We start from the raw sequence: 26511 nt of genomic DNA on the forward strand, positions 1-26511 counted from the left end.
GGCAATCGTCGGCGCGCTCGGTCAGCTGCAGCAGCACGCGGCGGTGGTCGTCCTTATCCTGATCCCTTGTAACCAGCCCAGCTTCGCCGAGGCGGTTGACCAGTTCGACGGCGCTGTGGTGGCGGATGCGCAGGCGCTCGGCGAGATCGCCAACCGTCACCGGGCCACCGCCGGGGAATCCCTTGATCGCCAGCAGCGCCTGATGCTGGCGCGGGGTCAGGCCGGCGTCTTCCGCCTGGACCTGGCTGAATTCGAGGAAGCGGCGGATCAGATAGCGAAACTCCGACAGTCGCTGGTAATCGGCCTGGCTGATGGCGGGGCGTGGTTTTTGTGGCTGCGACATATCAGACATGTGTTCGTTTTCCGGCGAAAGCTCAAACGGATTTCGGGCGAAACCGACTTGAATATTTATATCGTGTTACGATACATAGCCGCCGACAAGCCCGGCTGGCCGCTTCGACCGTGCCGCATATCCACATTCGGCCCGCCGCCAGGAAGCAAAGCCCGCCATGAAGACCCCTCACTCGAACCCGGAGCATCTGCGTGATTTCACCACGGACGCCAGGGTGCTGCTCGTCGCGGCCATTGCCGTGGTGGTGGCGACAGCCGGACTGGTTGCCGGCATCGCGCTTTTGAAGCTGATCCGGCTGGCCACCAACATCGCCTATTTCGGCCAGTTCTCGCTTGCCGACCTGAAACTCCAGGACACGCCGCTTGGGCTCGCCGCCGTCATCGTTCCGGTGATCGGCGCGCTGATCATCGGCCTGATGGCGCGCTTCGGCAGCGAGAAGATCCGCGGCCATGGCATTCCCGAGGCCATCGAGGCGATCCTGCTCGGGCGTTCCAGACTCGACGCCAAGGTGGCGATCCTGAAGCCGCTGTCGTCGGCGATCTCGATCGCCTCCGGCGGACCGTTCGGCGCCGAAGGGCCGATCATCATGACAGGCGGTGCGATCGGCTCGCTGATCGCGCAAATGCTGCCGGTCAGCGACAACGAGCGCAAGACGCTGTTGGTGGCTGGTGCGGCAGCAGGCATGACCACGGTGTTCGGAACCCCGATCGCAGCCATCATGCTGGCGGTCGAACTGCTGCTTTTCGAGTGGACCCCGCGCAGCTTCATCCCGGTGGCGGTCGCGGCTGTTATCGCCGAGGTGGAGCGCACCATGCTGCATCTGCCCGGGCCGATCTTTCCGTTTCAGGGCGGCATGGAGGTGTCCTTTGTCGGCCTTGCCGGCTGGGTGGCGATCGGCGTTTGTGCAGGACTTTTGTCGGGACTGCTGACGCAGATGGTCTATGCCTGCGAGGACGGTTTTCAGAAGCTGCCGATCCACTGGATGTGGTGGCCGATGATCGGCGGCCTGGTGGTCGGCATAGGCGGGCTGATCGAACCGCACGCGCTCGGTGTCGGCTATGACAACATCACTGACATGCTGGACGGCCGCACCGTCGCGACCGCGGCCCTTCTGCTGCTGGTGGTCAAGGCGATCATCTGGTCGGTAGCGCTCGGCTCGGGAACGTCGGGAGGTGTGCTGGCGCCGCTGTTGATCATGGGTGGGGCCATGGGCGCTGTGCTCGCCGGCGTTCTGCCTGCCGCGGATCCCGGTTTCTGGGCGCTGCTGGCGATGGCCGCCACGATGGGCGGCACGATGCGTGCGCCGCTGACCGCCACGTTCTTCGCCGTCGAACTGACCGGCAACACACATATGCTGGTGCCGCTGATTGCTGCCTGCGCCGCGGCGCACGCCGTCACCGTGCTTCTGATGAAGCGGTCGATCCTGACCGAAAAGATCGCCAGAAGGGGACATCATCTGGTTCGCGAATACCGCGTCGACCCTTTCGCCCTGACCAGGGTGCGCGAGGTGATGACCCCACAGGTCGAAAGCGTGCCGGCGACGATGACGCTGCATGGCGCTGCGGCATTCCTGACAGCGCCGGAAACACGGCATCCGAGTTTCCCGGTGGTCGATGAGCACGGCCATGTGCTGGGCCTCATCGATCCGCCGGCGATATTGCGCTGGAGACGCGCCGGCACGCACCGCACCACCACGCTTGGCGAACTGCTGGCCGGCAGCAAGGTGATGCTGGCCTATCCGGACGAATATCTCGAAGGCCTCTCCGACAAGCTGCTGACGGCCAACGTCTCTCATCTGCCCGTCGTCACTCGCGAAGGCTCCTTGCTGGTCGGCTATGTCGGCTGGAAGGATTTGATGCGCGTGCGGTCCAGGAAACAGGCCGAGGAGCGCGAACGTTCGACCTTGCTTGGCTTCGGCACCAGACGCAGGAAGAAGGACGCGGCGGTCGAGGGCCTCTAGAAATCCGTTCCGCGCTTCGCCCACTCCAGGACATGGAGCCTCAACGCAGAGGACAGGTTGGTGTCGCGGGGCCTTGTCTCGTCGACTTCGGCGACAAGCGCGGCAAGCGTCAGCTTTCTGGTCGCCGCGATCGCGACGAGGTCGTCATAGAAGGGTTTTTCGAGCGAGTAGCTGGTGCGGTGGCCGCGAATGGTCACCGAACGCTTTTCGACCGGGCTCATAGGTGGTCAGGGTCGCCGGGCTTTTCACGACGATGCCCGGCAACGAATTTTTCGCTCTTGTCGGCAGCGATGCGGTCGCGTTCTTTTTCGGCCTTGGAGCGGCCGTGCAGCGCGCGATTTTGTTCGGCGGCGCGCAGCTCTTCGTCCCGCGCCTTTTGCTTGCGGGCCTGGCGGAGATTGACGATTTCGGCCACGGCGTAAGTCGCCGCCCTATTTCTTGCGGAAGGCGTCGAGCGAGACCACTTCGGCGCCCTTGGTGGCGGCGTCCGCGGCCGCGGGCTTCTTCTCCGCCTCGGCGGCGGCCTTCTTCTCGGCCTTCGGCTTTTTCTCGGAGACGATGGTCAGCGGCTCCGGAGTTGGCGCAGCCGGTTCCTCGGCTGCCGGGCCATCCGTCTTGACGTCGAATTCGAGTTCGAAATTGACCGAGGGATCATAGAAGCCGCGCACGGCCGAGAACGGGATTTCGAGTTTTTCCGGAACATCGGAGAAGGACAGGCCAACCTCGAAGCCGGTATCGGTCACCTTCAGGTCCCAATACTGGAACTGGATGACGATGGTCATCTGCTCGGGATAGCGCTCGCGCAGCCGCGAAGACACGCGTACGCCCGGCGCGCCGGTCAGGAAGGTGATGAAGAAGTGGTGGTTGCCGGGGAGGCCGGTGCGCGCGACTTCGGCCAGGACCTTGCGCATGACGCCGCGCAACGCCTCCTGGGCCAGAATGTCGTAGCGGATGTGGTCGTCGGCCATGTGGCGGTCGGGTTCCGTTGAATCGTCCGCATAGCTGTAATCAAGCTTGAGGGCGGCGTAAACCGCATATAGATCACCCTCGCGCGGAAGCGAAGACTATTGCCAGCGATTTGATCGCTCAGGCGCTGGTGAGCGCGCTTTGCTTTTCGGACGAGGCCGCGGACCGGCGCTTGCCGAAGGCGCGCAGGAAGGTGCGCACGCCATTGGTCGCGGATTGCAGCACCTCGTCCTCGCGCGGCGAGCCGCCAAGCAAGAAGGTGGTCTGCAGTTCGGCATTGACGAGGCCAAGGAACTGGCGTGCCGCCACGTCGGGATCCTCGATCGTGAGATGGCCGCCATAGGCGAGGCGGGCGAAGCGGGCGGCGATTGCTGGCCATGTCCTGCCCGGACCCTGTTCGCGCCATTCGGCAAACAGTTCGGGATAGCGCTCGCCTTCGGTCTGGATCAGCTTGCGCAGGAATTTTCCGTCGCGGTTGCAGATGCAGTTCTGGTTCAGGCGCACGGCAAAGCCGATCAGGTCGGCTTCGAGATCCCCCGGCTGGTCGGGGAAGGTGGCAATGGTGGCGAAGATGCCGGCATTGCAGCGTTCGGTGAGGTCGCGGACCACAGCGACGAACAGTCTCTCCTTGTCGCCATGATGGTTGTAGATGGTCTGACGCGAGACGCCGGCTTCGGCGGCGATCAGGTCGATGTTGGCGCCGGCGAAACCTTCGCGGCAAAACACGGTGGCGGCGGAGTCGACGATCGAGAGGCGCTTGGCCTCATGGCCGCGTGGCGGGAAAATGTCAGGAGAAACGTGCAGCTTCATAAAAAACTATATAGAGGTGATTGACGATTTAGACAAGAGTGTCTAAATTTGTGGACACAAGATAAAGGGATTTTGCGTGAGAGAGACGAATGGAATTCGCTCTTGAGGTGTCGGAATCTCACGGGATGGAACGTCCTAGGTTAGACGTCGCCTGCGGCGGCAACCAGATTTGAAAGAAGCCTTTATCATGAGTCCCAAATTCCTCCGCATCGCGGTCGTGCTCGGCTTGTTGTCCGCCATCGGCCCGTTCGCTATCGACATGTATCTACCCGCGCTGCCGTCGATCGGCGCGGATCTGCATGCCAGCACCGCTGCCGTGCAGATGAGCCTGTTGATCTTCTTCCTGTCGATGGGTTTTGGCCAGATCGTCGTCGGGCCGATCTCCGACATGGTCGGCCGCAAGCTGCCGCTTTATGGCGGCCTTGCGCTGTTCATGGTTGGCGGCATCGGTTCGGCAATGGCGCCGACCATCGAATGGCTGATCGCTTTCCGTTTCCTGCAAGGGCTTGGCGCCAGCGCCGGCATGGCCGTTCCGCGCGCCATTGTGCGCGACCTGCACACCGGCAATGAGGCCGCCAAGCTGATGTCCTTGCTGATGCTGGTGTTCTCGGTGTCGCCTATCCTGGCGCCGCTGACCGGCAGCGTGATCATCGAGAGTTTCGGCTGGCGCGCCGTGTTCTGGACGGTGACGGGCGCGGCCGCCCTTGCCACGGTGCTGCTCGCAACCTCGCTCAAGGAGACGCGGCCGGCTGAAGAACGCGTCGGTTCCTCCTTCGGAACCGCGCTTGCCGGCTATCGCTTCCTGATGGGCGACCGCAATTTCCTTGGCCTGGTGGCGATCGCCGGCTTCGGCATTGCGAGCTTCTTCGTCTATCTGTCGAGCTCGTCCTTCATTCTGATCGACCATTACGGGCTGTCGCCTTCGGTCTACAGCGTGTTCTTCTCGATCAATGCGGTGGCTTTCATCGGCATGTCGCAGCTGACCGGGCTGCTGGCCGAGCGTTTTGGGCTGCGCCGCGTGGTGCGTGTCGCGGTGACCGGCTATGCCTCGACGATGGTGGTGCTGTTGGCGATCATGGCGACGGGCGTCGACCGGCTCGACGTGATGGCGGCGCTGCTGTTCGTCGGCTACGGCTTCCTTGGCCTGGTCATTCCGACCACCTCGGTGCTGGCCATGGAAGAGCATGGCGAGATCGCCGGCACGGCGTCGGCGCTGATGGGCACGCTGCATTTCGCCATCGGCGCACTCGCGATGGGTGTTGCCGGCGTGTTCTTCGACGGCACGCCGCTGCCGATGGTGGCCGGCATCACGCTGTGCGCGGTGATTTCGTTCACGCTGGCCAAGGTCACGCTCGGCCGCTCGCGCGAGGCCGTCGAGGCGCCGGCGGAATAAGCAACCAAACAAATGAAAAAGGCCGGGTTCATCCCGGCCTTTTTCACGCCAATCCTGTCTCGGCCAGCACGAAGCGCAGCCGCGCCTCGACAGATGCCAGCGGCAACGGAATCATCTCATAGCCCAGTTCCGTGTAGACGCCGACCAGCGCATGGTGGGTGCGCTCGGCCTCGTCGAGCGTCTGCTTGCGCTCTTCATCCTGCGCGAAGATCTCCGGCCATAGCGGGGCGACGAAGACGCGCTGATGGTAGCGGAAGCGCTCGGCGGCAGCGTTGGCGTGTTCGGGTACCGGCAGGCCGCTCAGCCTGAGATAGCCGAGCGTGTCCGGAACGGCACGATCAAAGAAAACAGGACGCCCGGTCTGTTCTTGCGCGATTTGATACGAGCGCATCTCCCATGACAGCATCAACTCCGCAAACAGCGCGCGATCGCGCCAGGGCAAAGCGGGTCCGCCTATATCGGACTGGTGGCGGATGATGCCGCGGCCGGCTTCGATCGAGGTGGCAAAGCCTGCCCGGCGCAGGGCTTCGATCAGGGTGGTCTTGCCGGAGCCGGGACCGCCGGTCAGCACGAAGAATCGATCGGAATCGTTTTGCATCTTTTGTCCGTGGAGAGGTGGCACGCGGCAGGGCGGCTTCGCGGCCGAGGGCGTGCGAAGTTGGCCGGCGGGAGCTGCCGTTGTGCGTAACGCATGTTGAGGAGGAGGGGAGAAGTGGAGGTTTCTGTTGCCAGGTACCTCCGAACCCCGCCTAGAAGTGCGAACCTCTAGGGCTTGATTTGAAGCTATCGCACCGCTTACGCGGCGAGACGTGCTTCCGCATAGTTGTCATTTGCAACTACAGGTTTAGCCCGATGACGGTGGTACCATGCCGGGCAAAAGTACGATCTTTACACCTTCGTCGATCCTATTTCGCCCCCAGCAAAAACCGCTCTGTCATCAGCAGCAGCTTTTGGTGGAGGCGCCGGGTACCGCCCCCGGGTCCGAACGGCTTATTTCATCGCCCATTTATCGCCATAGTCGGTCAAGCCGACAGACTGAATATAGGGGGCCATCGCAAGAAATGGAAGGCCGCGATGGCACTTTGTCCCCCTGACAAAACCGCAAGTCCAAAGGGTTGACTTGGACGCGGTCTCAACCGAAGCTTTGCCCCGGTGAGGAGTTACCGACCTAGCGCACATGTTGCAGCAGCGCGCCACAGCCCTCATCGATCGGATCCGTGGCGCCGACGAGGGGAATTTCGATGGCCGACTATCTTGCAGACGTGAAGAAATACGATGCCGGCGCCAGTGCTGATGCGGTTGAAAAGATCGTCAAGCACCTGGGCATCGCGCTCAGGAACCGCGATTCTTCGCTGGTGTCCTGCACCGACCCGAAGGAACTCGGGCGTGTCAGAGACAACTGGGTCGCTAAGAAGCTCGGCATCAGCGATGCAGCGAAGGCCGATGCATCCATCGAGAAGACTTGCAAGGCAATGGCTGCCGACAACACCAAGAGCCGTGTGACTTTCTACTACCTCGTCGCGAAGGACCTGGGCAAGCTCGGCTCCCTCTGACGACCGCGCTTCAATTCGCAGGGCTGGCGCGGTCCATGTGCCAGTCCTGATGTGTTGGGGACTGGCTGGCTTCGGGCATGGCTTGCGCTGCTTTGTGGTGTTCGACCGCCCGTCTGTAAGTTATGCTGGCTGGACAACCGAATCGAGCCGGAACCGATGCGCCAGTATCTCGACCTCTTGCAGCACGTGCTGGACAACGGCGCCGATCGCGGCGACCGCACCGGCACGGGAACGCGCTCCGTCTTCGGCTACCAGATGCGTTTCGACCTGGCGCGCGGCTTTCCGGTCACCACCACCAAGAAGCTGCATCTCAAGTCGATCATCCATGAGCTTTTGTGGTTCCTGGCCGGCGACACCAACATCAAATACCTCACCGATAACGGCGTTTCGATCTGGGACGAATGGGCCGACGAGAATGGCGATCTCGGCCCGGTCTACGGCAAGCAATGGCGCTCCTGGCCGGATGGCCATGGCGGCTCGATCGACCAGATCGCGAATCTTCTCAAGGAGATACGCAAAAACCCTCAATCGCGGCGGCTGATTGTTTCGGCATGGAATCCGGCCGAAGTGGAAGCGATGGCGCTGCCGCCCTGCCACTGCCTGTTCCAATTCTATGTTTCGGAAGGGCGGCTTTCCTGCCAACTCTACCAGCGTTCCGCCGATATCTTCCTTGGCGTGCCGTTCAACATCGCGTCCTATGCCCTGCTGACCTTGATGGTGGCGCAGGTCACCGGGCTGAAACCCGGCGATTTCGTCCACACGTTCGGTGATGCGCATCTCTATTCGAACCATTTCGAGCAAGCACGCGAACAACTGCGGCGCACGCCAAAGGCGCTGCCGACGATGTGGATCAATCCGGAGGTGAAGGATCTGTTCGCCTTCCGCTTCGAGGATTTCCGGCTGGAAAACTACGTCGCCGATGCGTCGATCAAGGCGCCGATCGCGGTCTAAGGCCGCAAATTTCAGTCGATGCCGACCATCACGTCCGAGGCCTTGACCACGGCATAGGCCTGCTTGCCCTTTTCGAGCTTGAGATCGGCGACGGCCTCGTTGGTGATCGAGGCGGTGACGATGGCGCCGCCACCGATGTCGATCCTGACATGCGAGGTGGTGGCTCCCTTCCAAGGTTTCTTTGCCGGTCCTACCGAACAATCGGTGTCGTACAGACGCTTTCAGGAGGCGCCAGACCTTCCCTTGTTATATTCATGCGGATATATCGGTTGGGAGGCTTCGGGCCGACCGGAATTCAATCAGGGAGAGTTTTCCATGACGCGCATAGGCTTTGGATCGAGGGCGATCACCATTGGCGGTTTGGCTGCGGCGCTGATGGCAGTCGTGCCGGCAGCGCATGCGGAAGACAAGGTGGTGGTGTTTGCCGCGGCCAGCCTCAAGGATGCGCTCGACGCCGTGAACAAGGCCTGCGAGGCCGATGTCGGCGAGGCGGCGACCGTCTCCTATGCCGCGAGCTCGGCGCTGGCCAAGCAGATCGAGGGCGGGGCGCCTGCCGACGTCTTCATCTCGGCCGACCTCGACTGGATGAAATATCTCTCCGACAAGAAGCTGACCAAGCCGGACACCGAAGTGAAGCTGCTCGGCAATCAGATCGTGCTGGTGGCGCCGAAGGACTCGGCGGTCGACACCAGGATCGAGAAGGGCTTCGACCTCGCCAAGCTGATCGGCGACGGCAAGCTCGCCATGGGCGATTTCAAGGCGGTGCCGGCCGGCAAATACGGCAAGGCCGCGCTTGAATCGCTCGGCGTCTGGTCCTCGGTCGAGGGCAAGGTGGCGCAGGCCGAAAACGTGCGCGCGGCGCTGAAGCTGGTTTCGACGGGCGAAGCCGCCCTTGGCATTGTCTATGCCACTGACGCGCATGCCGAAAAGGGCGTCAAGGTGGTCGGCACCTTCCCGGAGGATTCGCATCCGCCGATCATCTATCCGGTTGCCCAGACCGCCGATTCGAAGGACAAGGATACGCGGGCTTTCCTGAAATGCCTGCAGTCGGCCAAGGCGGCCGCGCTGTTCAAGGATCAGGGATTTACCGTACTCGCGCCGAGCAACTGAGTTCCAAGGGGCACAATGAACTGGCTGCTGGACCTCACTCCCGACGAATGGAATGCGGTTCGGCTGTCCATCAAGGTGGCAATGGTGGCGATGCTCGCCAGCCTGCCGCCGGGCATCTTGATCGCGCTGCTGCTTGCCCGGGGACAGTTCTGGGGCAAGACCGTTCTCAACGGGCTGGTGCATCTGCCGCTGATCCTGCCGCCCGTGGTGACCGGCTACCTGCTGCTGCTGACCTTCGGCCGGCGCGGCCCGGCCGGCGCCTTCCTGGCCGAGCATTTCGGCATTGTCTTCTCCTTCCGCTGGACAGGTGCGGCGCTGGCCTGCGGCGTCATGGGCTTTCCCCTGATGGTGCGGGCGATCCGGCTGTCGATCGAGGCGGTGGACCGCAAGATGGAAGCGGCGGCGGGAACGCTCGGCGCCAATCCGCTCTGGGTGTTCGCCACCATCACGCTGCCGCTGATCCTGCCCGGGCTGATCGCCGGCGCCATCCTGGCCTTCGCCAAGGCGATGGGCGAGTTCGGCGCCACTATCACCTTCGTCTCCAACATTCCCAATGAGACGCAGACATTGCCGTCGGCGATCTACACCTTCACGCAGGTGCCGGGTGGCGATGAAGGGGCACTCCGCCTGACGCTGATCTCGATCGTCATCTCCATGGCAGCACTCGTGGCTTCGGAGGTGCTGGCGCGGCGTGTCGGCCGGCGACTGGACATCGAATGAGCGTTCTCGTCGACATCAGTCATCGGCTGGGTGGTTTCGCCATCGACGCCCGCTTCGAAAGCGCCGGGCGGCTGACGGCGCTGTTCGGCGCGTCTGGGTCGGGCAAGACGACACTGATCAACATGATTGCCGGGCTGATCCGGCCCGACAGGGGACGCATCGAGGTCGACGGCCGTGTGCTGGTCGATACCGGTGCCGGCATTTTCGTGCCGAAGCACAAGCGCCGCATCGGCATGGTGTTCCAGGACGCACGGCTGTTTCCGCATTTGAGCGTTGCCGGCAATCTTCGCTACGGCCGCTGGTTCACGCCGCCGGCGGAGCGCTACGCCGATATCGATGCCGTCGTCTACCTGCTCGGCATCGGGCCGCTCATGAACAGGCGGCCGGCAAAGCTCTCGGTCGGCGAGAAACAGCGCGTGGCGATCGGCCGGGCATTGCTTGCCAGCCCCAGACTGCTGCTCATGGACGAACCGCTGGCCTCGCTCGACGAAGCGCGCAAGGCCGAAATCCTGCCCTATGTCGAAAGGCTGCGCGACGAGACGAAAATCCCGATCGTCTATGTCAGTCATTCGGTCGCCGAAGTGGCGAGGCTGGCCAGCGATGTGGTGATGCTGGCACAGGGCAATGTCGTTGCCAGCGGGCCGACCGAGGCGGTGATGCAAAGGCTCGACCTGTTGCCGGCGGAGGAGCGCGGCGAGGGCGGCGCCGTGCTGGACACCAGGGTGCTGCGTCACGACGAGACTTTCGGCATGACAGTGCTCGGCTCGGCCGCGGGCGAGCTCCGGGTGCCACAGCTGGCGATGAAGGCAGGTACGCCGGTGCGCATCCGTATTCGCGCCCGCGATGTGATGATCGCCACCGAAAAGCCGACGGGCCTCAGCGCGCTCAACATCCTGCCGGGGACCATTACCGCGATGAGCCCGGGCGAAGGGCCCGCGGTCGAGGTCGGTATCGACTGCAATGGCGCAACCGTGCTTGCCCGCATCACCGAACAGTCGCGGCAGGCGCTGAAGCTTCATCTTGGCGGCAAGGTTTTCGCGGTGATCAAGACGGTGAGCTTCGATCGGGCGAACACCGGCGCCGGCCTGCCCGCCGAGGCGGATGGATGATCCCGCTATGTCTTTTTGGAATAGCGGTTTCGCCAGGGAGCTTCTAGTATGGGGTTGGGTTGTGACCGCGGAGAGCAAAGATGCCGTCGCTGAGCTTGCGGATAAATCTCGATCCCGACGGGCGCGTCGGGCCGGGCAAGATCGAACTCCTGGAACAGATCGCCGCCTTCGGCTCCATCTCGGCCGCCGCGCGCGGCATGGAGATGTCCTATAAGCACGCCTGGGACCTGGTCGAGGACATGAACCGGGTGTTCGGCAAACCGCTGGTGGCGGCACAGACCGGTGGCCGCAAGGGCGGCGGCGCGCAACTGACGGCCGTGGGGTTGGCAGTGGTCAGCCGCTTCCGCGCCATCGAGCGTGCGGCTGCCTCGGCGGCGGCGACGCATATGGAGGCACTGCAGGCGGAGATTGATGCGGGGTGAGGGCAGTAGGGCAGTAGGGCGGTCTTATGTAGCAAACGCACCAAGCGCGTCGAGCCGCCTCCAAAGGGAGGGGACGGTGAGCTAAGGCGGCGCGCCGTGTGGGCGCGAGCGGCTTGGGCCGCCTTATTACTCTACTACCCTCTCCCCACCGAAGCTCAGCAATTCATACTGAGGTGGGAGAGCGTTGGGGGCTTGGCTGGCATTTATTCCCAGCAGATTGGCATCGATACCAACGCCCCCCGCGTGTTGGTAGGTGACACAGACGAACAGCGCATATTCGTTACCCGGCTGCTCGAACACGCCCCCGGTCATGGAGGTTGTGTCATGACTGGCGGAGTCGCTTGCAAAAACAACCATGCCGCTTCGTTTGAGAGCATTGGCGCGCGCCTCGTCAACAAAGGCACGGAAGGCATCCTCGAGGGGATGACTAAGCCCCCCGCGAACCAACTTTTGGTTGACGCGCACCCTTTGAGCCGGGAGCTTCCCCCGATTGAGAATGCCGTATTTCCACTTACACATTCCCTTGTTGCCGGAGGCGCTGAACTCACACTGAATTTGCCGTTCGAGTGTTACCCATGGTCGCTGTTCTGCTTGGATGATTGTATTATTATGGATTGCGGCTTCCGCCGCATCAACGGCGGCTTTGGTGCCGAGCCGGGTCGCCTCCAGCGTATTGCGGACAAAGATAACGCCGACGACAGTTACGATAAGCGTAAGCACCCCCAAAACGCCGCTTACAACCAAGAGAGCGAGCGCCCAACTGGCCATCTGCTTTTGGGCGCTTACATCCTCTTCGGATCGCTGGGTTTCGCGAGCGGACTTTATTGCGTCTTTCGCGCAATTGAGGATTTCTTCCCGGGTGGCAAGGATCGCGCAGCGATTGTCAAATTCCTGCTCGGCTTCGGCGCGTGCTTGGCCGGTGGCGTACTCTTTGTATATGGAATCATAATTCCATTTGGTGGCTAGCCAAAGCGTAGACGGTATTAGAACGGCGATGCTGATTGCGACCGCTATCCAAGGTGCAAGGTCTGTGTACCCAACGCGGCTAGACATTGAAGCAAGAACGCTGCTGTAAACTTGCCCCTCGCAAGTTTGTTGCGAATGTTTACCTCTTTTCCCTCGGCTCCAATAGCGTCCAATTTTTCGACCAATTGCGCGTAGGTTACGAGGGCAGTAGGGCAGTAGGGCAGTAGGGCAGTAGGGCAGTAGGGCAGTAGGGCAGTAGGGCCTAATCCTCTGCGCTTGGCTTGCGAAGCAGGTAAGTGTCCATGATCCAGCCCTTTTTCCGGCGCGCTTCTTCACGGGTTCTCTCGATCTCGGCGCCGACATCACTGAGACGGCCAGAGATGAGAATCTCGTCTTCCGTTCCGAGATAGGCGCCCCAATGGATGACGACATCCTTGTCGGCCAGCGTGTTGAAGACGCATTTGCCGTCCAGCAGGACGACCGCGCTGCCGGCATTGTCCGGCATGCCTTCCTCGGTCAGGCGGCGGCCGGTGGTGATGAGGACGGAATCGCCGATGCGGTTCAGCGCCATCTTGTGGCTGGCGGCAAGTGCCTGGACGGCGGTGATGCCGGGGATCACCTCAAGCTCGAACGCCACATTTCCTCGCAGGCGCACGCGCTCGAGGATGCGCAACGCGCTGTCATAGAGCGAAGGATCGCCCCAGATCAGGAAGGCGCCGCAGCCGTCGCCGGTAATCTCGTCGCGGATCAGGCCTTCGTAAATGGCGGCGATGGCTTCGTGCCAGTCATCGACGGTCGCGCGGTAGGAGGGCTCCGGCCCATCTTCTACCGGCATGTCGCGCACCGGCACGTCGAATTCGACGCGGCGCGACTTCGGATTGGTGACGAAGCGGTCGCATATCCGGCGGCGCAGTTCGGCCAGTTCATTTTTTTTCGCACCCTTGTCGGGAATGAACAGCACATCCGCCTGGTTCAGGCCTGATATGGCCTGGACGGTCATGTGGTCGGGATTGCCGGCGCCGATGCCGATGACGAGAAGCTTGCGCATGGGCGAACTCCTGCCCGATCGGAACCTGTTAGTCCAGACCGCGCTGGCGCGTGTCCAGACCGTAGTCCAGCTCCCTATGGTGCGCTAGCGGATGCGGAAGGGCTTTGAACGCTACATTGAAACCGCTAGGGTCCTGCAAGCATTCTGGCCGAGGTGGTTTCCATGTTGCGATATATTCTGACCGCCGTGCTGGCCCTGTCGCCCGCGCCCGCCTACGCCAACGATTCGGTTGCCGAACTTGGCACCGGTGGCCTGATCCTGTCGCGCAGCGACGCCGTGTCGATGCAAAGCGAGGACCTCTTCATCTCGCCGGAAAACGTCACGGTCGACTATGTCTTCCATAACAACACCGATCGGGATGTCGAGGCCATCGTCGCTTTCCCGATGCCCGAAATATCGGGCAATCCCGAAGAAATCCCGGCGATCCCCGAAAACCAGAGCGACAACTTCCTCGGCTTCGAGGTGACGATCGACGGCGTTGCCGTCAAGCCGCAGCTGGAGCAGAAGGTGTTTGCGCTCGGCATCGACATCAGCGCCGAGTTGAAGGCGCAAAACGTGCCGTTCTATCCATTCGGCGATGCGGCGAAGGCGGCACTGGCCAAGCTGCCGCAAGCGGTTGTCGATGACTGGGTCAACCGCGGCATCATCATCGAGGACACCGGCAACGACGGCACCGAGACGACCAAGGTCTACACGCCGTTCTGGCAATTGCGTTCGACCTACTGGTGGCGCTCGACCTTTCCGGCCAACAAGGACGTTCATGTGTCCCACCACTACAGACCGAGCGTCGGCGGCACGTCTTCAGTCAGCTTCTTCTACGACGGCAAATTCCAGGGACAGTATGCGGCCTACAAGGCCCGCTATTGCATGGATGGCACATTCGAAAATGCGGTGCGCAAGGCTGCCAAGGACGACCCTGACGGCTACCCCAAATATTTCGAGAACCGCATCGCCTATATCCTGACCACCGGCGGCAACTGGGCCACCGGCACGATCGGCAAGTTCAAGCTGACGATCGACAAGGGCAATCCGAAAGCCCTGGTCTCGTTCTGCGGCGACAATGTCAAAAAGACCGGACCGACGACATTCGAGATGACGGCGGATGATTTCTACCCCGAGCGCGACATCGACATCCTGATCCTCGAGCCAACGGACGGCAATTGATGCATGTCGCAATCTACGTTGCCATCGCCGAGAACGGCGTGATCGGGCGGGACGGCGGGCTCCCGTGGCGGCTCTCCACCGATCTCAAGCGCTTCAGAGCCGATACGATGGGCAAGCCCATCATCATGGGCCGCAAGACCTATGAGGGCATCGGCCGGCCGCTGCCGGGCAGGTTGAACATCGTCGTCACCCGCGACAAGACCTGGCGCGCCGAGGGCGTCGAGGCGGCACATTCGCTCAAGGCCGCGATCCAACTGGCGACGGAGCGCGGGCGCCGCATGGCCGATGTGGACGAGGTGTGCGTCATCGGCGGCGGCGAAATCTATGCCCAGGCCATGCTGCTGGCCGATCGCCTGCATGTCACCCATGTGCTGGCAGCGGTCGACGGCGACGCGCATTTCCCGCCGATCGATCCTGATTCCTGGCGCATTGTCAGCTCGCACGACGTCCCAGCCGGGGAAAAGGACAGCCACCCGACGCGTTATTCGGTCTACGAGCGGCGTCGAGAGAGACATTGAATGAAAAAAGGGGCATTGAAGGAAGACAAAGGGTCGCGACCGGACAAATCGGACGAAGTCGGCAGCGCATCGCGTTGAAAGCGCCTCGTTGCGTCCCTATAGAAGAACAATACTGGATTTGCGCCGTAATACCGGCGCTTGAGGGAATTCCAAGCGAAAGGACATTCATGCCCTGGAACGACAAAAGCGGCGGTGGCGGCGGCCCATGGGGTGGCGGCGGCAACAATCAAGGACCCTGGGGGCAGGGTCCAAAGGGACCCAGCGGGCCACAGGGCTCGCCTCCCGATCTCGAAGACATCATCCGCCGCGGCCAGGACCGGCTGCGGCGCGCTCTTCCGGGTGGCGGCGGCGCGAGCCCGGCTATCTTCGCGCTGATCGCGGCTGCACTTGTGGTGCTGTGGGCGTTCAAGGCGGTTTATACCGTGCAGCCCGACGAGGTCGCGGTCGAATTGCGCTTCGGCAAGCCGAAGACCGAACTGTCGCAGCCTGGTCTGCATTTCCATTGGTGGCCGCTCGAAACCGTCGAGACGGCCAAGATTTCCGAGCAGCTCGTCGATATCGGCGGCGGCGGCGCGACAAGTGGCAACACGTCCGGGCTGATGCTTACCGGCGACCAGAACATCGTCAACGTCCAGTTCTCGGTCGCCTATCAGGTCTCTGACCCGAGCGCGTATCTGTTCGATGTGTCCGATCCCGACGGTATGCTGCGGCAGGTAGCCGAAAGCGCCATGCGTGAAGCCGTCGGTCGCCGGCCGGCGCAGGACATCTTCCGCGACGACCGCCAGGGCATTGCCGCCTCGGTGCGTGAAATCATCCAGACGACGCTGGACGGCTACAAGGCCGGTCTCAACGTCAACGCCGTCTCGATCGAGGATGCGGCACCGCCACGCGAAGTGGCCGATGCGTTCGACGAGGTGCAGCGCGCCGAGCAGGACGAGGACAAGTTCGTCGAGCAGGCCAACCAGTACTCCAACCAGAAGCTCGGCCAGGCGCGCGGCGAGGCCGCACAGATCCGCGAAGACGCGGCCGCCTACAAGAACCGGGTCGTGCAGGAAGCCGAGGGTGAGGCACAGCGCTTCATCTCGGTCTATGACGAATATGCCAAGGCGCCCGATGTAACGCGCAAGCGCCTCTACCTGGAAACCATGGAGAAGGTTCTGAAGGATTCGAGCAAGGTCATCGTCGAGCAGGGCAACGGTCAAGGGGTCGTTCCCTATCTGCCGCTGCCGGCACTGCAACCGAAAGCGCCGGCGCCCGCTGCGCCCAGTGGCGTTACGGGAGGTAACCAGTGATGGCCAACCGTCTTCCCATCATCGTCGTCGCAGCAGCGGTTATCCTGTTCCTGCTCTATTCGTCGGTCTTCGTGGTCAATGCGCGTCAGCAGGCGCTGGTGCTCAGGTTCGGCGAGATCGTCGACGTCAAGAGCGAACCCGGCATCTACTTCAAGGCGCCGTTCTCGTTCTTCGACGCCGACACCGTGCAACTGATCGAGAACCGGGTGCTGCGCTTCGACCTCGACAACATCCGCGTCCAGGTGTCAGGCGGCAAGTTCTATGAGGTCGACGCCTTCATCGCCTACCGCATCTCGGATCCGCGGGTCTTCCGCTCCACCGTGTCGGGTCAGATCGAACTGGCAGAAGCCCGGCTCAGGACGCGTCTCGACGCTGCCTTGCGCCGTGTCTACGGTCTGCGTGATTTCGAGGCCGCACTTTCCGAACAGCGCACCGTGATGATGCGCGAAGTCCGCGACCAGCTCAGGCCCGACGCCACCTCGCTCGGCCTGCAGATCGAGGATGTCCGTATCCGCCGCACGGATCTCACGGCCGAAGTCTCGCAGCAGACCTTCGACCGCATGAAGGCGGAACGCCTGGCGGAAGCTGCGCGGCTGAGGGCGCGCGGCAATGAAGCGGCACAGCGCATCACCGCCCGCGCCGATCGCGAAGTGGTCGAGATCGTCGCCGAAGCACAAAAAGAGTCGGAAATCCTGCGCGGTGAGGGCGAGGCCCAGCGCAGCGCCACCTTCGCGGGAGCCTATCAGCGCGATCCGGCCTTCTTCGACTTCTACCGGTCGATGAATGCCTATGGCACGGCGCTGGACAACACCGGAACGACGATGGTGCTGTCGCCGAACTCGGAGTTCTTCCGCTTCTTCCGCAATCCTGACGGCAGCGAGGGGCCGGCAAAGCCGGCTTCGCCTGCGCCAAACGCTCCGGCGACGGCACCCGCCGCGCCGGCGGCACAGCCCAGCACCGGCCAGTAGCGGCCGGTGCAGGATTTTCTTGCCGCCATGGGCCTGGTCCTTGTCATAGAGGGTCTGGTCTATGGCGGTTTTCCCGGCCTGGCCAGGAAACTTGCCACCGAAGTGCTGTCGCTGCCCGAGAACGCGCTGCGGATCGCCGGACTGGCGGCGATCGTGATCGGCGTCGGCATCGTCTGGCTGGTACGGGGCGCATGACGGCGGCGATGATTTATCCTCTGCCGATAGTCATAGCCGCAAACGTGCCGTATTTTTTGCCAACATGGCGTGACGCGGCGTTTTCGTCGAAGCGCTTTTCTTTTCAAGGATACCGGGAGGCTTCTCGATGACATCCAATACAATTCTGTGCGCGGCTCGGCGGACATTTATCGCCGGCGCGGCGGCACTTCTTGTCAGCGCCGTCGCTGTCCCGTCCTTCGTGACGCCGACATTTGCCGCCGATGGACCCGCTTCGGTCGCCGATCTGGCGCAAGGCCTGCTCGGCGCAGTGGTCAACATATCGACCTCGCAGACGGTCAAGGGCACCGAAGGCCCGGGCGCCGTGCCGATGCCGCAATTGCCCGAGGGGTCGCCCTTCCAGGATTTCTTCGACGATTTCTTCAAGAACCGCGGCGGTGACAAGGACAACGGCTCGCAGAAGGTGCAGTCGCTGGGCTCCGGCTTCGTCATCGATGCCGAGCAAGGCATCGTCGTCACCAACAACCATGTCATTGCCGATGCCGACGACATCGAGGTCAATTTCTCCGATGGTGTCACCTTGAAGGCGACGCTGGTCGGCACCGACACCAAGACCGATGTCGCCGTGCTCAAGGTCGATCCGAAAGGCCACAAGCTGACGGCGGTGAAGTTCGGCGATTCCACCAAGATGCGCGTCGGCGACTGGGTGATGGCGATCGGCAATCCGTTCGGCCTCGGCGGCACGGTGACGGTCGGCATCGTCTCTGCCCGCAACCGCGACATCAATTCCGGCCCCTATGATGACTTCATCCAGACCGATGCCGCGATCAACCGCGGCAATTCCGGCGGACCGCTGTTCAACAGCGCCGGCGAAGTCATCGGCATCAACACGGCGATCATTTCGCCTTCCGGCGGTTCGATCGGCATCGGCTTTTCCATCCCCGCCCAGCTCGCGTCCGGCGTCGTCGACCAATTGCGCCAGTTCGGCGAGACGCGGCGCGGCTGGCTCGGCGTGCGCATCCAGCCGGTGACCGACGACATCGCCGAAAGCCTCGGCATGGCGACCGCCAGGGGCGCGCTGGTCGCCGGCGTGATCAAGGGCGGCCCGGTCGACAATGGCACCATCCAAGCGGGCGACGTCGTCATCAAGTTCGACGGCAAGGACATCCATGAGATGCGCGATCTGCCGCGCGTCGTCGCCGAAAGCCCGGTTGGCAAGGCGGTCGATGTGCTCATCGTGCGCAAGGGTGTCGAGCAGACCGTGAAAGTGACGCTCGGCCGGCTCGAGGATGGCGAGAAGCTCGCCAGCAGCGAGGAGGGCAGCAACACCGACCAGGACAAGGGCGACAAGGCTCCGGCCGTTTCCACTGCTTCGGTGCTCGGCATGACGGTCGGCGAACTGAACGACGAGACACGCAAGAAGTTCAGCATTGCGGCCGATGTTTCGGGCGTCGTCATCACCGACGTCACCAAGGACTCGGCAGCCGCCGAACGCGGCATCCAGCCCGGCGAGGTGATCACCGAGATCGCACAGGAATCGGTTGCCACCCCCAAGGATGTCATGGACCGCATCGGCGCCTTGAAGGAACAGGGGCGCAAGAATGCACTCTTGATGCTGGCCTCGAAGACCGGCGAGCTCAGGTTCGTGACGATCCGGATGGACTGAGATCCGGAAGATCCGACAACACGACAACACTGAAAGAAAAAGGGCGGCTAGCGAGCCGCCCTTTTTCTTGCCTGCCAGTCCTGGCGCGACAGTCTGTAGAGGACGTGCCGTTTGAGATGCGGATGGCTGTCGGGAATGCTGGGGTGGTCGAAATCGCCGGACGGATCCGCGCTCATGCCGAGGCGTTGCATGACGGCGGTGGAGCGGCGGTTGGCCGCGACGGCGAATGACACGATTTCATCGAGGCCAAGCGTCTCGAAGCCGTAGGCCAGCCACGCTTCGGCTGCCTCGGTGACATAGCCCTTGCCCCAGAATTCAGGTGCCAGTCGCCAGCCGATCTCGATGGTGCCAGCTGGCAGGGATGGCACATGATCGGTGTCGAGGAGACCGATGAAGCCGATGCATTCACCGGTGGCGGCGATCTCGGCGGCAGCAAAACCGTATCCGTCCTCCGCGGTCCAGGCCCGGAGCTCGTCCATCTTGGCATCCGCCTCGGCGCGGTCGCGGCGGAACGGAAAGAACTCCATCACCCGGTCGTCGGAGTTTATGCGGTGGAACAGGTCGCGGTCGCGATCCTCCCAGTTGCGCAGGATCAGGCGCTCGGTGCGCATTGGTTTCATTGCACAAACTCCTCCCGCCTGTAGCCTTGCACATAAAGCAGCGCGGTCAGGTCGCCATGATCGATGCGGACCTTGGCCTGTGCCGCCACCGTCGGTTTGGCGTGGAGCGCGACACCGGTACCGGCCAGGCGGATCATGTCGAGATCATTGGCGCCGTCGCCGACGGCGATGGCGTCGGCGGGCGTCAGGCCGAGGCGCGCTGAAATTTCGATCAGCGCGTCGGCCTTAGCGGCGCGGCCGAGGATCGGTTCGCCGACCAGCCCGGTGAAGCGGCCGTCCTGCTCGAGCAGGCGATTGGCGCGGTTCTCCTGGAAACCGAGCATGGCGGCGATGCGCGTCGTGAAGACCTCGAACCCGCCAGACACGAGTGCCGTCCAGGCGCCGTTGGCGCGCATGGTCCGGACCAGAACACGGCCGCCCGCTGCCAGCGTCAGGCGATTGGCGACGATGCGATCGACCACGGCGGCGTCGAGGCCCTTGAGCAACGCCACCCGTTCACGCAAAGCCGGTTCGAAGGCGATCTCACCATTCATGGATCGCGCGGTGATGGCCGCAACATGATCCTTGACGCCGATCTCGTCGGCCAGCTCGTCGATGCATTCCTGGTCGATCATGGTTGAATCCATGTCGGCGATCAGGATTTTCTTGCGGCGGGTTTCCGCCTGCTGGACGATCACGTCGACGGCCTCGCTGGCAAGTGCCGTGCGCAAGACGGCACTCGTGACGGCGTCGTCGGCTGCCTCAGGCAGGACGAGATCGCAGGCAATACCTTCGGCCAGCCAGACAACAGCGCTTGCGCCGACCGACCGTGAGGCCATATTCGCAAGCGACAGCGACAAAGCGCGCTCAGCGGGACGGGAAACAAGGGTGGCGATGAGCGGCATGAAACATTCCGGCGGGCAGGCGGGCGAGGGCCGCGTGAAGAACGCGATCCTGATAGCCGGGCCGACCGCCAGCGGCAAGTCGGCGCTTGCGCTCGATCTGGCCGAGCGCAGGGGTGGCGTGATCGTCAACACGGATTCCATGCAGGGTTATTCGGTGCTCGACGTGCTGACCGCCCGGCCGGAGGCGGCCGACCTCGCCCGCGCACCGCATTATCTTTATGGCCATGTCCACCCGGCCACCGCCTATTCCACCGGCGCCTGGCTGCGCGACGTGATGAAGCTGATCGAGGACGGCACATTCTCCGAACGGCCAGTGATTTTTGTCGGCGGCACCGGGCTCTACTTTCGCGCGCTGGCCGAGGGCATTTCGGAAATGCCCGACATTCCGCAGCGGGTCCGCGACCGCTGGCGCTATGAGTTGAAGGAGCAGGGCGCCGTCAAGCTGCACAGCCTGCTGCTGCGCGAGGATTCGGCGGCCGCCATGATGCTCAAGCCAACCGACAGCCAGCGCATCGTGCGGGCATTGGAGGTTCTCGATGCGTCTGGCCGTTCGATCCTGGAATGGCAGGCAGAACGCGGCCAGCCGCTCATCGACAGGGAAAGCGCGCGTTTCCTGGTGATCGAGCCGGATCGGGCGGCATTGGTCGCTCGCATCGACAAACGCTTCGACCAGATGCTGGATAAGGGCGCGCTGGACGAGGTCAAGCGGCTTGCAGCACTTGGCCTCGATCCCGAATTGCCGGCGATGAAAGCGATCGGCGTTCGCGAACTGCAGGCAGCGATGGCCGGAGAGATTGGCTTTCCCGAGGCAATCGAACGCGCCAAGATCGCGACCAGGCAATATTCCAAGCGGCAAACCACCTGGTTCAGGCATCAATTGGGGCCGGAATGGCTGAGATCGCGCCCCGGTGATGATCTGGAAACCACGATCTCAGCGCTTGCCTCCGATGCAACCTGAAAAGTTTAACTGCAAGGAAAGGTTCCCGTTGTGGTTGTCCAAATTAACCCTCCGTAAGCCCGCCCATGCCATAAGATCAGTGGGCACTTTTCCAATGGGGAGCAGATGCGTTTCCACAAGGCGGAATCAGCATTTTTCGTCTTTATATTCGTGATCCTGGCCGCCGGCCTGGTGACGCTGCATGCTTACGGACTTCTGCAATCCTTCGCCGACGAGTTGCATACGGCTTCGGGTCTGGACAAGGTCATCTATCTCAACAAGCTCTTGTTCGCGACCGGCGTGCTCCTGGCCACCGCGCTGTTCTTCGGCATCTTCTTCATCTATCCGCTGATCCGCAAACAGGCGATGGAGGAAGGCAAGCTGCGCGCCATGACGGTCTCGCTCAGCGCGCGCTCGGAAACATTCGAGCATGCGGCGCTGACCGATGGCCTGACCGGCATGCAGAACCGGCGCTATTTCGATGATGCGCTGAAGGAGTATCTTGAGGAGTTCCGGCGTATCGAAAAGCCCGTCGGGCTGATGATCCTCGATCTCGACCATTTCAAGCAGGTCAACGACACCCACGGCCATGACGTCGGCGACGAAGTGCTCAAGGCCGTCGCGAACTGTCTCAAGGACATGACGCGCTACCACGATGTGGTGGCGCGATTGGGCGGCGAGGAGTTCGCCGTGGTCACGCCCAACATGGACGCCGAGCTTCTGGGCAAGTTTGCCGAGCGCATCCGCAAGGCGATCGCCAACATGTCGGTGCTGTCGGGCAATGTCCGCCTCAAGATCACCACCAGCGTCGGGCTCGCCGTCTGGGACCGCAAGGAAACAGCGGAAGAGTTCTATCGCCGCGCCGACCGCCAGCTTTACGAAGCGAAGAGGCAAGGCCGCAACCGCGTCTGCGCCTAAATCCCGAAGAAGAATTCATGAGGCCGGTCGCCTGACGCGGTTTTCTCGACTTCCGTTGCTCACGGACTAGATGTCCGCTCCGCTCCGGCTTCTCGAAAGCCACGTCATTCAACTCTGCCTGATGAATTCCCTTTCGGGATTTACCCAGGCTTTTCGAACGAAGCAGAGCCAACCGAAGTTTGGTGCGGATTCTCGGGAGATGGACTTGTCGCAAACTCAATCGTTTTGCGGGCGCAGGCCGAAGGTTGCGGGCTTTAGGCCGTAGCGCATGTCGAAATCGTCGTCCGATGGCGCGCGTGCGGCGGGTGGCTTGCGGTAGTCGGGGTCGCCGGCCTGGCGGCCTGAATCGACGACCTCGGCGAAGGCCATCGCCTGCTGCGTTGATTTAGGCACATTGCGCAGTCGTTCCACGATCGCCACCAGATCGACATCGTCGCCTGGCTTCGACGCGGCCTCTTCGCGTTTTGCGGTGCCGGGGAGCAGGTCGCTCGGCAGTTTTTCGAACTTCAGCCGCATGGTCGTCGCCACGCCTTCGCCGAAGGCGATGGCTTCGCGCTGGCCCATGGAGGACAGGAAGGCAAGCGTCGAGGCGGAAGAGTCGGCAATCGCCGAGCGGATGATCGCCTGGTCCTGCTCATTGGCAAGCCGCATGGCGAAGAAGGTCGAGCATTGCGAAAGGATGGTCGGGTCGAGCTCGCCCGGGCGCTGGGTGACGACGCCGAGATAGCAGCCATATTTGCGGCCTTCCTTGGCAATGCGCGACAGCGCGTGCCTTGTCGGCGCGAAGCCGAGGCGCGGGTCGGCCGGCATATAGCGGTGCGCCTCTTCGCATAAAAACAGGAGCTGCAGCTTGCCCTCGCTCCACAGAGCGAGGTCGAAGGCCAGGCGCGCCAGCACCGAGCAGACCGAATTGACCACTTCCGACGGCATGCCGGCCATCTCGAAGCAGGTTACCGGGCGGCCATGATGCGGCACGCGGAAGATGTTGCCGATCGTCTCGTGGATGGTGTCCTCGATCAGGCGCGAGTTGAACATGAAGCGGTAGCGTGGATCGGCGGCCGCCGATTCGATGCGCGTCTTCAGCGATTTGAGCGTCGGGCGATCGGTCTTGCTTTCGAGCATGCCCATGCGCTCATCGATCTGCTTGAGCAGGTCGGCGATGCGGTAAGGCACCGGCGTATCGGCGGTCAACGCATCGCTGCCGCGCCTGATATAGGAGCCCGAATTCGGGTTGCGGTAGAGATTCTTGGCGGCCGGGATAAGGTCGCGCAAGGCGTCGATTTCTTCCGGCTCGGTCTCGCGGCCCCGGAACAGCACCTCGGCGAATTCCTCGAGCTTGAACATCCAGAACGGCAGATCCAAGGTTTTGGAATCGACCCTGACGCAGTATTCGGGCAGCGATGCAGCGAACTCGTTGTGCGGATCGAGGATCAGGATGCGCAGATCCGGCCGTGCCGCTATCGACTTGCGCAGCAGCAGCGAGACGGCGGTGGATTTGCCGACGCCGGTCGTGCCGACAATGGCGAAGTGACGCGCCAGCGTATCGTCGATGGCGATGTTGGCGGCGATCGTCTCGTCCTGCGCGAGCGTGCCGATCGTGATCGAATGACGCCCGGCGAGGTCATATACCGCCTGCAGGTCGCGGGTGCGGATCCGATGCGCAACGGCGCCGATATGCGGATAGGTGGTGATGCCCCGATCGAAGACCGGTTTGGCGCCGGGCTCTGCTCCGTCACGGACTTCGCCGATCAGCTCGATGCTGACCTCGATGGCGTTCTGGCCCTCATTGCTCCAGGCGCGGTCCGACTTGCCGATTGCGTAGACCAGGCCGACGGTTCGCGTCGATCCGAGATTGATGGAAATCATCTTGCCGACCGTCCACAGGCCGGTCACCGCGCCGTCGGCGTCGTTCGCATAGGCGCTGATGGTGGCGCGCGCGCCATCGCATTGCACGACATTGCCGAGGATGCGCTTGTCGTTCTGCTCTGCGTCGCGGCGCTCCTGCGATGTCGGTTCTCCAACGGAGGCTTCGCGTTCGACATACATGGACAGGCCAATCCCCATTTCCCTGGAGCATCGATCCTACCCGAATGGGGTTAAGGCCCGATGATGTCGGATGGTGTAGAGAGCATTAAAGGGCTCGTGAAAATTGTCGCCAGCCGGCTCTTCTCCGGCGTCTATTTTTCGCTATAATAGACATATGGATGATATAGCGAACGACATTTCCTCGACGATCGGCCGCAGGATACACGCCGAAAGAATCGTGCGCGACTGGTCCCTGGCCGAACTCGCGGAGCATTCCGGCGTCTCGAAGGCGATGCTCAGCACGATCGAGCGGGGCAAGACCAGCCCGACGGCGGCGCTTCTGGTGCGCATCGCGTCGGCCTTCGGCATGACGCTGTCGACCTTGATCGCGCGCGCGGAATTGCAGGGCGGCGGGATATTGCGCGAGGCCGACCAGCCGGTGTGGCGCGATCCCGACACCGGCTATGTCAGGCGGCATCTTTCGCCGGCTGGCGATATGCCGCTGGAACTGATCAAGGTGCATCTGCCGGCGGGCGCCAAGGTCAGTTTTCCGGCCGCTTCATACGCCTTCATCAAGCAGCAGATATGGCTGATTTCCGGGCGGCTCGAATTCATCGAAGGTGAGACAGTGCACAAGCTTGTATCAGGCGACTGCCTGGCGCTCGGGGCGCCGTCGGACTGCACCTTCCATGCCCTCGAGCCCGGCGCCGACTATCTCGTCGCGCTGGTCAGGGGCTGACACAATGGCAAGAAGACCAAAGCGCTCCCACAATGGGGGGCCGCCTCTCGATGAGTACAAGGGCCCGCCATGGGGCAAGGGCGATCCCTACATCTTCCTTGCCTGGCAGGCCGCCCATGCCAAGGCGTGGAAGGCGCCGAGCCACGAGGTGATGCTGCTGCGCATGGACAGAGCCGAGCGGCTTGGCCTGACCTATGAGGAGTACACGCTCGAGATACTCGAGCGCGGGCGGCATCTCGGGCACGAAGACGCCGACCGCATCAGCGCCATCAAGGCGGCGCGAAAGCGACGCCGCGCGCACCGTCTGGACTGACAGCAATGCGCCCGCTTCTATTGCAATCACAGGATATCCTGCACATGAACTCGATCGAGATCGCAACCCTGAACCCGGCCGCCGAGACGCAGGACATGCTGACCGAATTGCTGGTCGCAACGGTGGCGGCCGGCGGTTCGGTCAGCTTCATGCATCCGTTGGCGACGCAGGCGGCGAGGACGTTCTGGGAGAAATCGCTGGCCGCGGCGGCAAGGGGCGAAAGAGCGGTGCTTGGCGCCTGGGACGGCAAAAACCTGGTCGGCACAGTGACCTTGCTGCTCGATTGTCCGCCCAACCAGCCGCACCGGGCCGAGATCGCCAAGCTGATGACATCAGTCGATTACCGGGGCAGGGGTGTGGGGACGCGCCTGATGCGAGCCGCCGAGAGCCTCGCCGTGGAGAAGGGCCGCACGCTGCTGGTTCTGGACACGGCGACCGAGGAGGGCGCCTCAGGCCTCTATGAGCGGTTGGGCTTCACGCTGGCCGGTGAGATACCGGACTATGCCCTGAAGCCGCATGGCGGGCTGACCGGCACGTTGATCTACTGGAAGCGGATCGGGCCAATCTCATAACCAGTCATGCCGGCGCGGAGAGGCGCAGGAGCAGCCATTGGCGGAAATCCTGTTCGGCTCCGGTCAGGCGTGCTGTCGACGCCTTGGTCAGGAAATGCCCCGATGTGCTGGAAAGTTCATAGTCGGAAAGCCTGACCAGCGTCTTACTATCGAGCGCCGCATCGACCAGCGGCCGCGAGCCCAAAAGCACGCCGGCGCCGGCGCTCGCCGCCTCCATGGCGGTGACGAAACTGTCGAAGCGGTGCGATCGTCTGGGATGGCCAGCCAGTCCAGCGGCGGCGAACCATTCCGCCCACATCTCGCGCGCGCCGGCGACCAGAAGCAGCGGCAGGGAAGGCCAGTTGTCGTCGCCGGCGAGTGC

Annotated in this window: 32 protein-coding genes, 1 other RNA gene and 1 pseudogene (1 of these 34 only partly in view); 19 read left to right on the forward strand and 15 right to left on the reverse strand. The window is 62.8% G+C overall.

From position 1 onward, the window contains the following. A partial coding sequence (locus tag EOB49_RS12085) for a helix-turn-helix domain-containing protein (protein WP_164781664.1) occupies positions 1 to 352 on the reverse strand: 352 nt, incomplete at its 3' end. Between the two features lie 157 nt (positions 353 to 509). Between EOB49_RS12085 and EOB49_RS12090 the strand changes: the two genes are divergently transcribed. Beyond that, entirely contained in the window at positions 510 to 2312 is a 1803-nt protein-coding gene (locus EOB49_RS12090) for a chloride channel protein (protein ID WP_127381123.1), read from the forward strand. Here the strand turns inward: EOB49_RS12090 and EOB49_RS12095 are convergent. From EOB49_RS12095 to EOB49_RS12110, 4 genes are all read right to left on the reverse strand, one after another. Continuing rightward, on the reverse strand, positions 2309 to 2533 hold the full coding sequence (locus EOB49_RS12095) for a ribbon-helix-helix domain-containing protein (protein ID WP_127328907.1): 225 nt from the start codon (positions 2531 to 2533) through the stop codon (positions 2309 to 2311). The genes EOB49_RS12090 and EOB49_RS12095 overlap by 4 nt on opposite strands. Beyond that, on the reverse strand, positions 2530 to 2727 hold the full coding sequence (locus tag EOB49_RS12100; RefSeq protein WP_127381124.1) for a DUF4169 family protein: 198 nt from the start codon (positions 2725 to 2727) through the stop codon (positions 2530 to 2532). The genes EOB49_RS12095 and EOB49_RS12100 overlap by 4 nt, the downstream gene beginning before the upstream one ends. 16 nt (positions 2728 to 2743) lie before the next feature. Beyond that, the gene (locus EOB49_RS12105; RefSeq protein WP_127328908.1) at positions 2744 to 3280 is read right to left on the reverse strand and encodes an SspB family protein; all 537 of its coding nucleotides are present in this window, start codon (positions 3278 to 3280) and stop codon (positions 2744 to 2746) included. 118 nt (positions 3281 to 3398) lie between these two features. Beyond that, on the reverse strand, positions 3399 to 4088 hold the full coding sequence (locus tag EOB49_RS12110) for a TetR/AcrR family transcriptional regulator (RefSeq protein ID WP_127381125.1): 690 nt from the start codon (positions 4086 to 4088) through the stop codon (positions 3399 to 3401). Positions 4089 to 4275: 187 nt separating this feature from the next. On the opposite strand from EOB49_RS12110, the gene EOB49_RS12115 reads away from it, so the two are divergent. Further along, a complete protein-coding gene (locus EOB49_RS12115) occupies positions 4276 to 5481 on the forward strand; it encodes a multidrug effflux MFS transporter (RefSeq protein WP_127321519.1) in 1206 nt (401 codons plus the stop codon). 43 nt (positions 5482 to 5524) lie between these two features. Here EOB49_RS12115 and EOB49_RS12120 read toward each other — a convergent pair whose 3' ends face one another. Next, positions 5525 to 6079: an AAA family ATPase gene (locus tag EOB49_RS12120; protein WP_127381126.1), complete on the reverse strand. Its 555-nt coding sequence runs from the start codon at positions 6077 to 6079 to the stop codon at positions 5525 to 5527. A 113-nt stretch (positions 6080 to 6192) separates the two neighbouring features. After that, positions 6193 to 6552: a transfer-messenger RNA gene (gene ssrA / locus EOB49_RS12125) on the reverse strand. A 170-nt stretch (positions 6553 to 6722) separates the two neighbouring features. Here ssrA and EOB49_RS12130 point away from each other — a divergent pair. Beyond that, a complete protein-coding gene (locus EOB49_RS12130) occupies positions 6723 to 7034 on the forward strand; it encodes a DUF2853 family protein (protein ID WP_023813086.1) in 312 nt (103 codons plus the stop codon). 156 nt (positions 7035 to 7190) lie between these two features. Beyond that, positions 7191 to 7985, forward strand: coding sequence for a thymidylate synthase (locus tag EOB49_RS12135; protein WP_127381127.1), 795 nt, complete (start codon positions 7191 to 7193; stop codon positions 7983 to 7985). An 11-nt stretch (positions 7986 to 7996) separates the two neighbouring features. On the opposite strand, the gene EOB49_RS12140 is transcribed toward EOB49_RS12135, so the two are convergent. Next, entirely contained in the window at positions 7997 to 8200 is a 204-nt protein-coding gene (locus EOB49_RS12140) for a molybdopterin-binding protein (RefSeq protein WP_127381168.1), read from the reverse strand. A gap of 100 nt (positions 8201 to 8300) precedes the next feature. Here EOB49_RS12140 and modA point away from each other — a divergent pair, with 100 nt between their 5' ends. The 4 genes from modA to EOB49_RS12160 all read left to right on the forward strand — a co-directional run bounded on the left by modA (position 8301) and on the right by EOB49_RS12160 (position 11346). Beyond that, a complete protein-coding gene (modA, locus tag EOB49_RS12145) occupies positions 8301 to 9095 on the forward strand; it encodes a molybdate ABC transporter substrate-binding protein (protein WP_127381128.1) in 795 nt (264 codons plus the stop codon). Positions 9096 to 9110: 15 nt separating this feature from the next. Continuing rightward, positions 9111 to 9815 carry a molybdate ABC transporter permease subunit gene (gene modB, locus EOB49_RS12150; RefSeq protein ID WP_127328916.1) on the forward strand — a complete coding sequence of 235 codons (705 nt, stop codon included), beginning with the start codon at positions 9111 to 9113 and terminating at the stop codon, positions 9813 to 9815. Continuing rightward, positions 9812 to 10924, forward strand: coding sequence for a molybdenum ABC transporter ATP-binding protein (gene modC, locus EOB49_RS12155; RefSeq protein WP_127381129.1), 1113 nt, complete (start codon positions 9812 to 9814; stop codon positions 10922 to 10924). Before modB ends, modC begins: the two co-directional genes overlap by 4 nt. 80 nt (positions 10925 to 11004) lie before the next feature. Next, complete coding sequence (locus tag EOB49_RS12160) at positions 11005 to 11346, forward strand: winged helix-turn-helix domain-containing protein (RefSeq protein ID WP_023813079.1); 342 nt, start codon at positions 11005 to 11007, stop codon at positions 11344 to 11346. Between the two features lie 126 nt (positions 11347 to 11472). On the opposite strand, the gene EOB49_RS12165 is transcribed toward EOB49_RS12160, so the two are convergent. From EOB49_RS12165 to cobF, 3 genes are all read right to left on the reverse strand, one after another. Beyond that, positions 11473 to 12399 (reverse strand): hypothetical protein, encoded by a 927-nt coding sequence (locus tag EOB49_RS12165; RefSeq protein WP_127381130.1) that lies wholly within the window; start codon positions 12397 to 12399, stop codon positions 11473 to 11475. Then, a complete protein-coding gene (locus EOB49_RS37560; RefSeq protein ID WP_348630274.1) occupies positions 12357 to 12497 on the reverse strand; it encodes a DUF6471 domain-containing protein in 141 nt (46 codons plus the stop codon). The genes EOB49_RS12165 and EOB49_RS37560 overlap by 43 nt, the downstream gene beginning before the upstream one ends. Positions 12498 to 12574: 77 nt before the next feature. Then, positions 12575 to 13360, reverse strand: coding sequence for a precorrin-6A synthase (deacetylating) (cobF, locus tag EOB49_RS12175; protein ID WP_127381131.1), 786 nt, complete (start codon positions 13358 to 13360; stop codon positions 12575 to 12577). Between the two features lie 162 nt (positions 13361 to 13522). Here cobF and EOB49_RS12180 point away from each other — a divergent pair, with 162 nt between their 5' ends. The 6 genes from EOB49_RS12180 to EOB49_RS12205 all read left to right on the forward strand — a co-directional run bounded on the left by EOB49_RS12180 (position 13523) and on the right by EOB49_RS12205 (position 19142). Further along, a complete protein-coding gene (locus EOB49_RS12180; protein WP_127381132.1) occupies positions 13523 to 14524 on the forward strand; it encodes a DUF4424 domain-containing protein in 1002 nt (333 codons plus the stop codon). Continuing rightward, complete coding sequence (locus EOB49_RS12185) at positions 14524 to 15042, forward strand: dihydrofolate reductase (protein ID WP_127381133.1); 519 nt, start codon at positions 14524 to 14526, stop codon at positions 15040 to 15042. The genes EOB49_RS12180 and EOB49_RS12185 overlap by 1 nt, the downstream gene beginning before the upstream one ends. Before the next feature lie 167 nt (positions 15043 to 15209). Continuing rightward, a complete protein-coding gene (gene hflK, locus EOB49_RS12190; RefSeq protein WP_023813074.1) occupies positions 15210 to 16334 on the forward strand; it encodes an FtsH protease activity modulator HflK in 1125 nt (374 codons plus the stop codon). Then, positions 16334 to 17302: a protease modulator HflC gene (locus tag EOB49_RS12195; protein WP_127271782.1), complete on the forward strand. Its 969-nt coding sequence runs from the start codon at positions 16334 to 16336 to the stop codon at positions 17300 to 17302. The genes hflK and EOB49_RS12195 overlap by 1 nt, the downstream gene beginning before the upstream one ends. A gap of 6 nt (positions 17303 to 17308) precedes the next feature. Next, positions 17309 to 17497, forward strand: coding sequence for a DUF2065 domain-containing protein (locus EOB49_RS12200; RefSeq protein ID WP_023813072.1), 189 nt, complete (start codon positions 17309 to 17311; stop codon positions 17495 to 17497). A 127-nt stretch (positions 17498 to 17624) separates the two neighbouring features. Continuing rightward, positions 17625 to 19142 (forward strand): DegQ family serine endoprotease, encoded by a 1518-nt coding sequence (locus tag EOB49_RS12205; protein ID WP_127271780.1) that lies wholly within the window; start codon positions 17625 to 17627, stop codon positions 19140 to 19142. Between the two features lie 47 nt (positions 19143 to 19189). On the opposite strand, the gene EOB49_RS12210 is transcribed toward EOB49_RS12205, so the two are convergent. Together EOB49_RS12210 and serB are read right to left on the reverse strand one after the other, a co-directional pair. Continuing rightward, the gene (locus EOB49_RS12210) at positions 19190 to 19762 is read right to left on the reverse strand and encodes a GNAT family N-acetyltransferase (protein ID WP_127381134.1); all 573 of its coding nucleotides are present in this window, start codon (positions 19760 to 19762) and stop codon (positions 19190 to 19192) included. After that, positions 19759 to 20646 carry a phosphoserine phosphatase SerB gene (gene serB, locus EOB49_RS12215; protein WP_127328924.1) on the reverse strand — a complete coding sequence of 296 codons (888 nt, stop codon included), beginning with the start codon at positions 20644 to 20646 and terminating at the stop codon, positions 19759 to 19761. Before serB ends, EOB49_RS12210 begins: the two co-directional genes overlap by 4 nt. On the opposite strand from serB, the gene miaA reads away from it, so the two are divergent. Continuing rightward, entirely contained in the window at positions 20636 to 21604 is a 969-nt protein-coding gene (miaA, locus tag EOB49_RS12220; protein ID WP_127381135.1) for a tRNA (adenosine(37)-N6)-dimethylallyltransferase MiaA, read from the forward strand. The genes serB and miaA overlap by 11 nt on opposite strands. A 105-nt stretch (positions 21605 to 21709) precedes the next feature. Then, positions 21710 to 22501 (forward strand): GGDEF domain-containing protein, encoded by a 792-nt coding sequence (locus EOB49_RS12225; RefSeq protein WP_127271965.1) that lies wholly within the window; start codon positions 21710 to 21712, stop codon positions 22499 to 22501. Between the two features lie 216 nt (positions 22502 to 22717). Here EOB49_RS12225 and EOB49_RS12230 read toward each other — a convergent pair whose 3' ends face one another. Then, positions 22718 to 24547, reverse strand: a complete 1830-nt coding sequence (locus tag EOB49_RS12230) for an ATP-binding protein (protein WP_127381136.1) — start codon at positions 24545 to 24547, stop codon at positions 22718 to 22720. Positions 24548 to 24701: 154 nt separating this feature from the next. On the opposite strand from EOB49_RS12230, the gene EOB49_RS12235 reads away from it, so the two are divergent. Genes EOB49_RS12235 through EOB49_RS12245 form a run of 3 tightly spaced genes read left to right on the forward strand, consistent with a single transcriptional unit; the run spans position 24702 to position 26150 of the window. Then, entirely contained in the window at positions 24702 to 25265 is a 564-nt protein-coding gene (locus EOB49_RS12235; protein WP_127381137.1) for an XRE family transcriptional regulator, read from the forward strand. Between the two features lie 4 nt (positions 25266 to 25269). Next, on the forward strand, positions 25270 to 25578 hold the full coding sequence (locus tag EOB49_RS12240; protein ID WP_127268618.1) for a hypothetical protein: 309 nt from the start codon (positions 25270 to 25272) through the stop codon (positions 25576 to 25578). A 44-nt stretch (positions 25579 to 25622) separates the two neighbouring features. Next, positions 25623 to 26150: an N-acetyltransferase gene (locus EOB49_RS12245; RefSeq protein WP_127381138.1), complete on the forward strand. Its 528-nt coding sequence runs from the start codon at positions 25623 to 25625 to the stop codon at positions 26148 to 26150. Between the two features lie 4 nt (positions 26151 to 26154). Here EOB49_RS12245 and EOB49_RS12250 read toward each other — a convergent pair. Continuing rightward, positions 26155 to 26511 (reverse strand): annotated as a pseudogene (locus EOB49_RS12250) (LysR family transcriptional regulator); it runs 518 nt beyond the window's last position.

It is taken from the genome of Mesorhizobium sp. M7A.F.Ca.MR.148.00.0.0 (assembly GCF_003997735.1).
Taxonomy (GTDB): Bacteria; Pseudomonadota; Alphaproteobacteria; order Rhizobiales; family Rhizobiaceae; genus Mesorhizobium.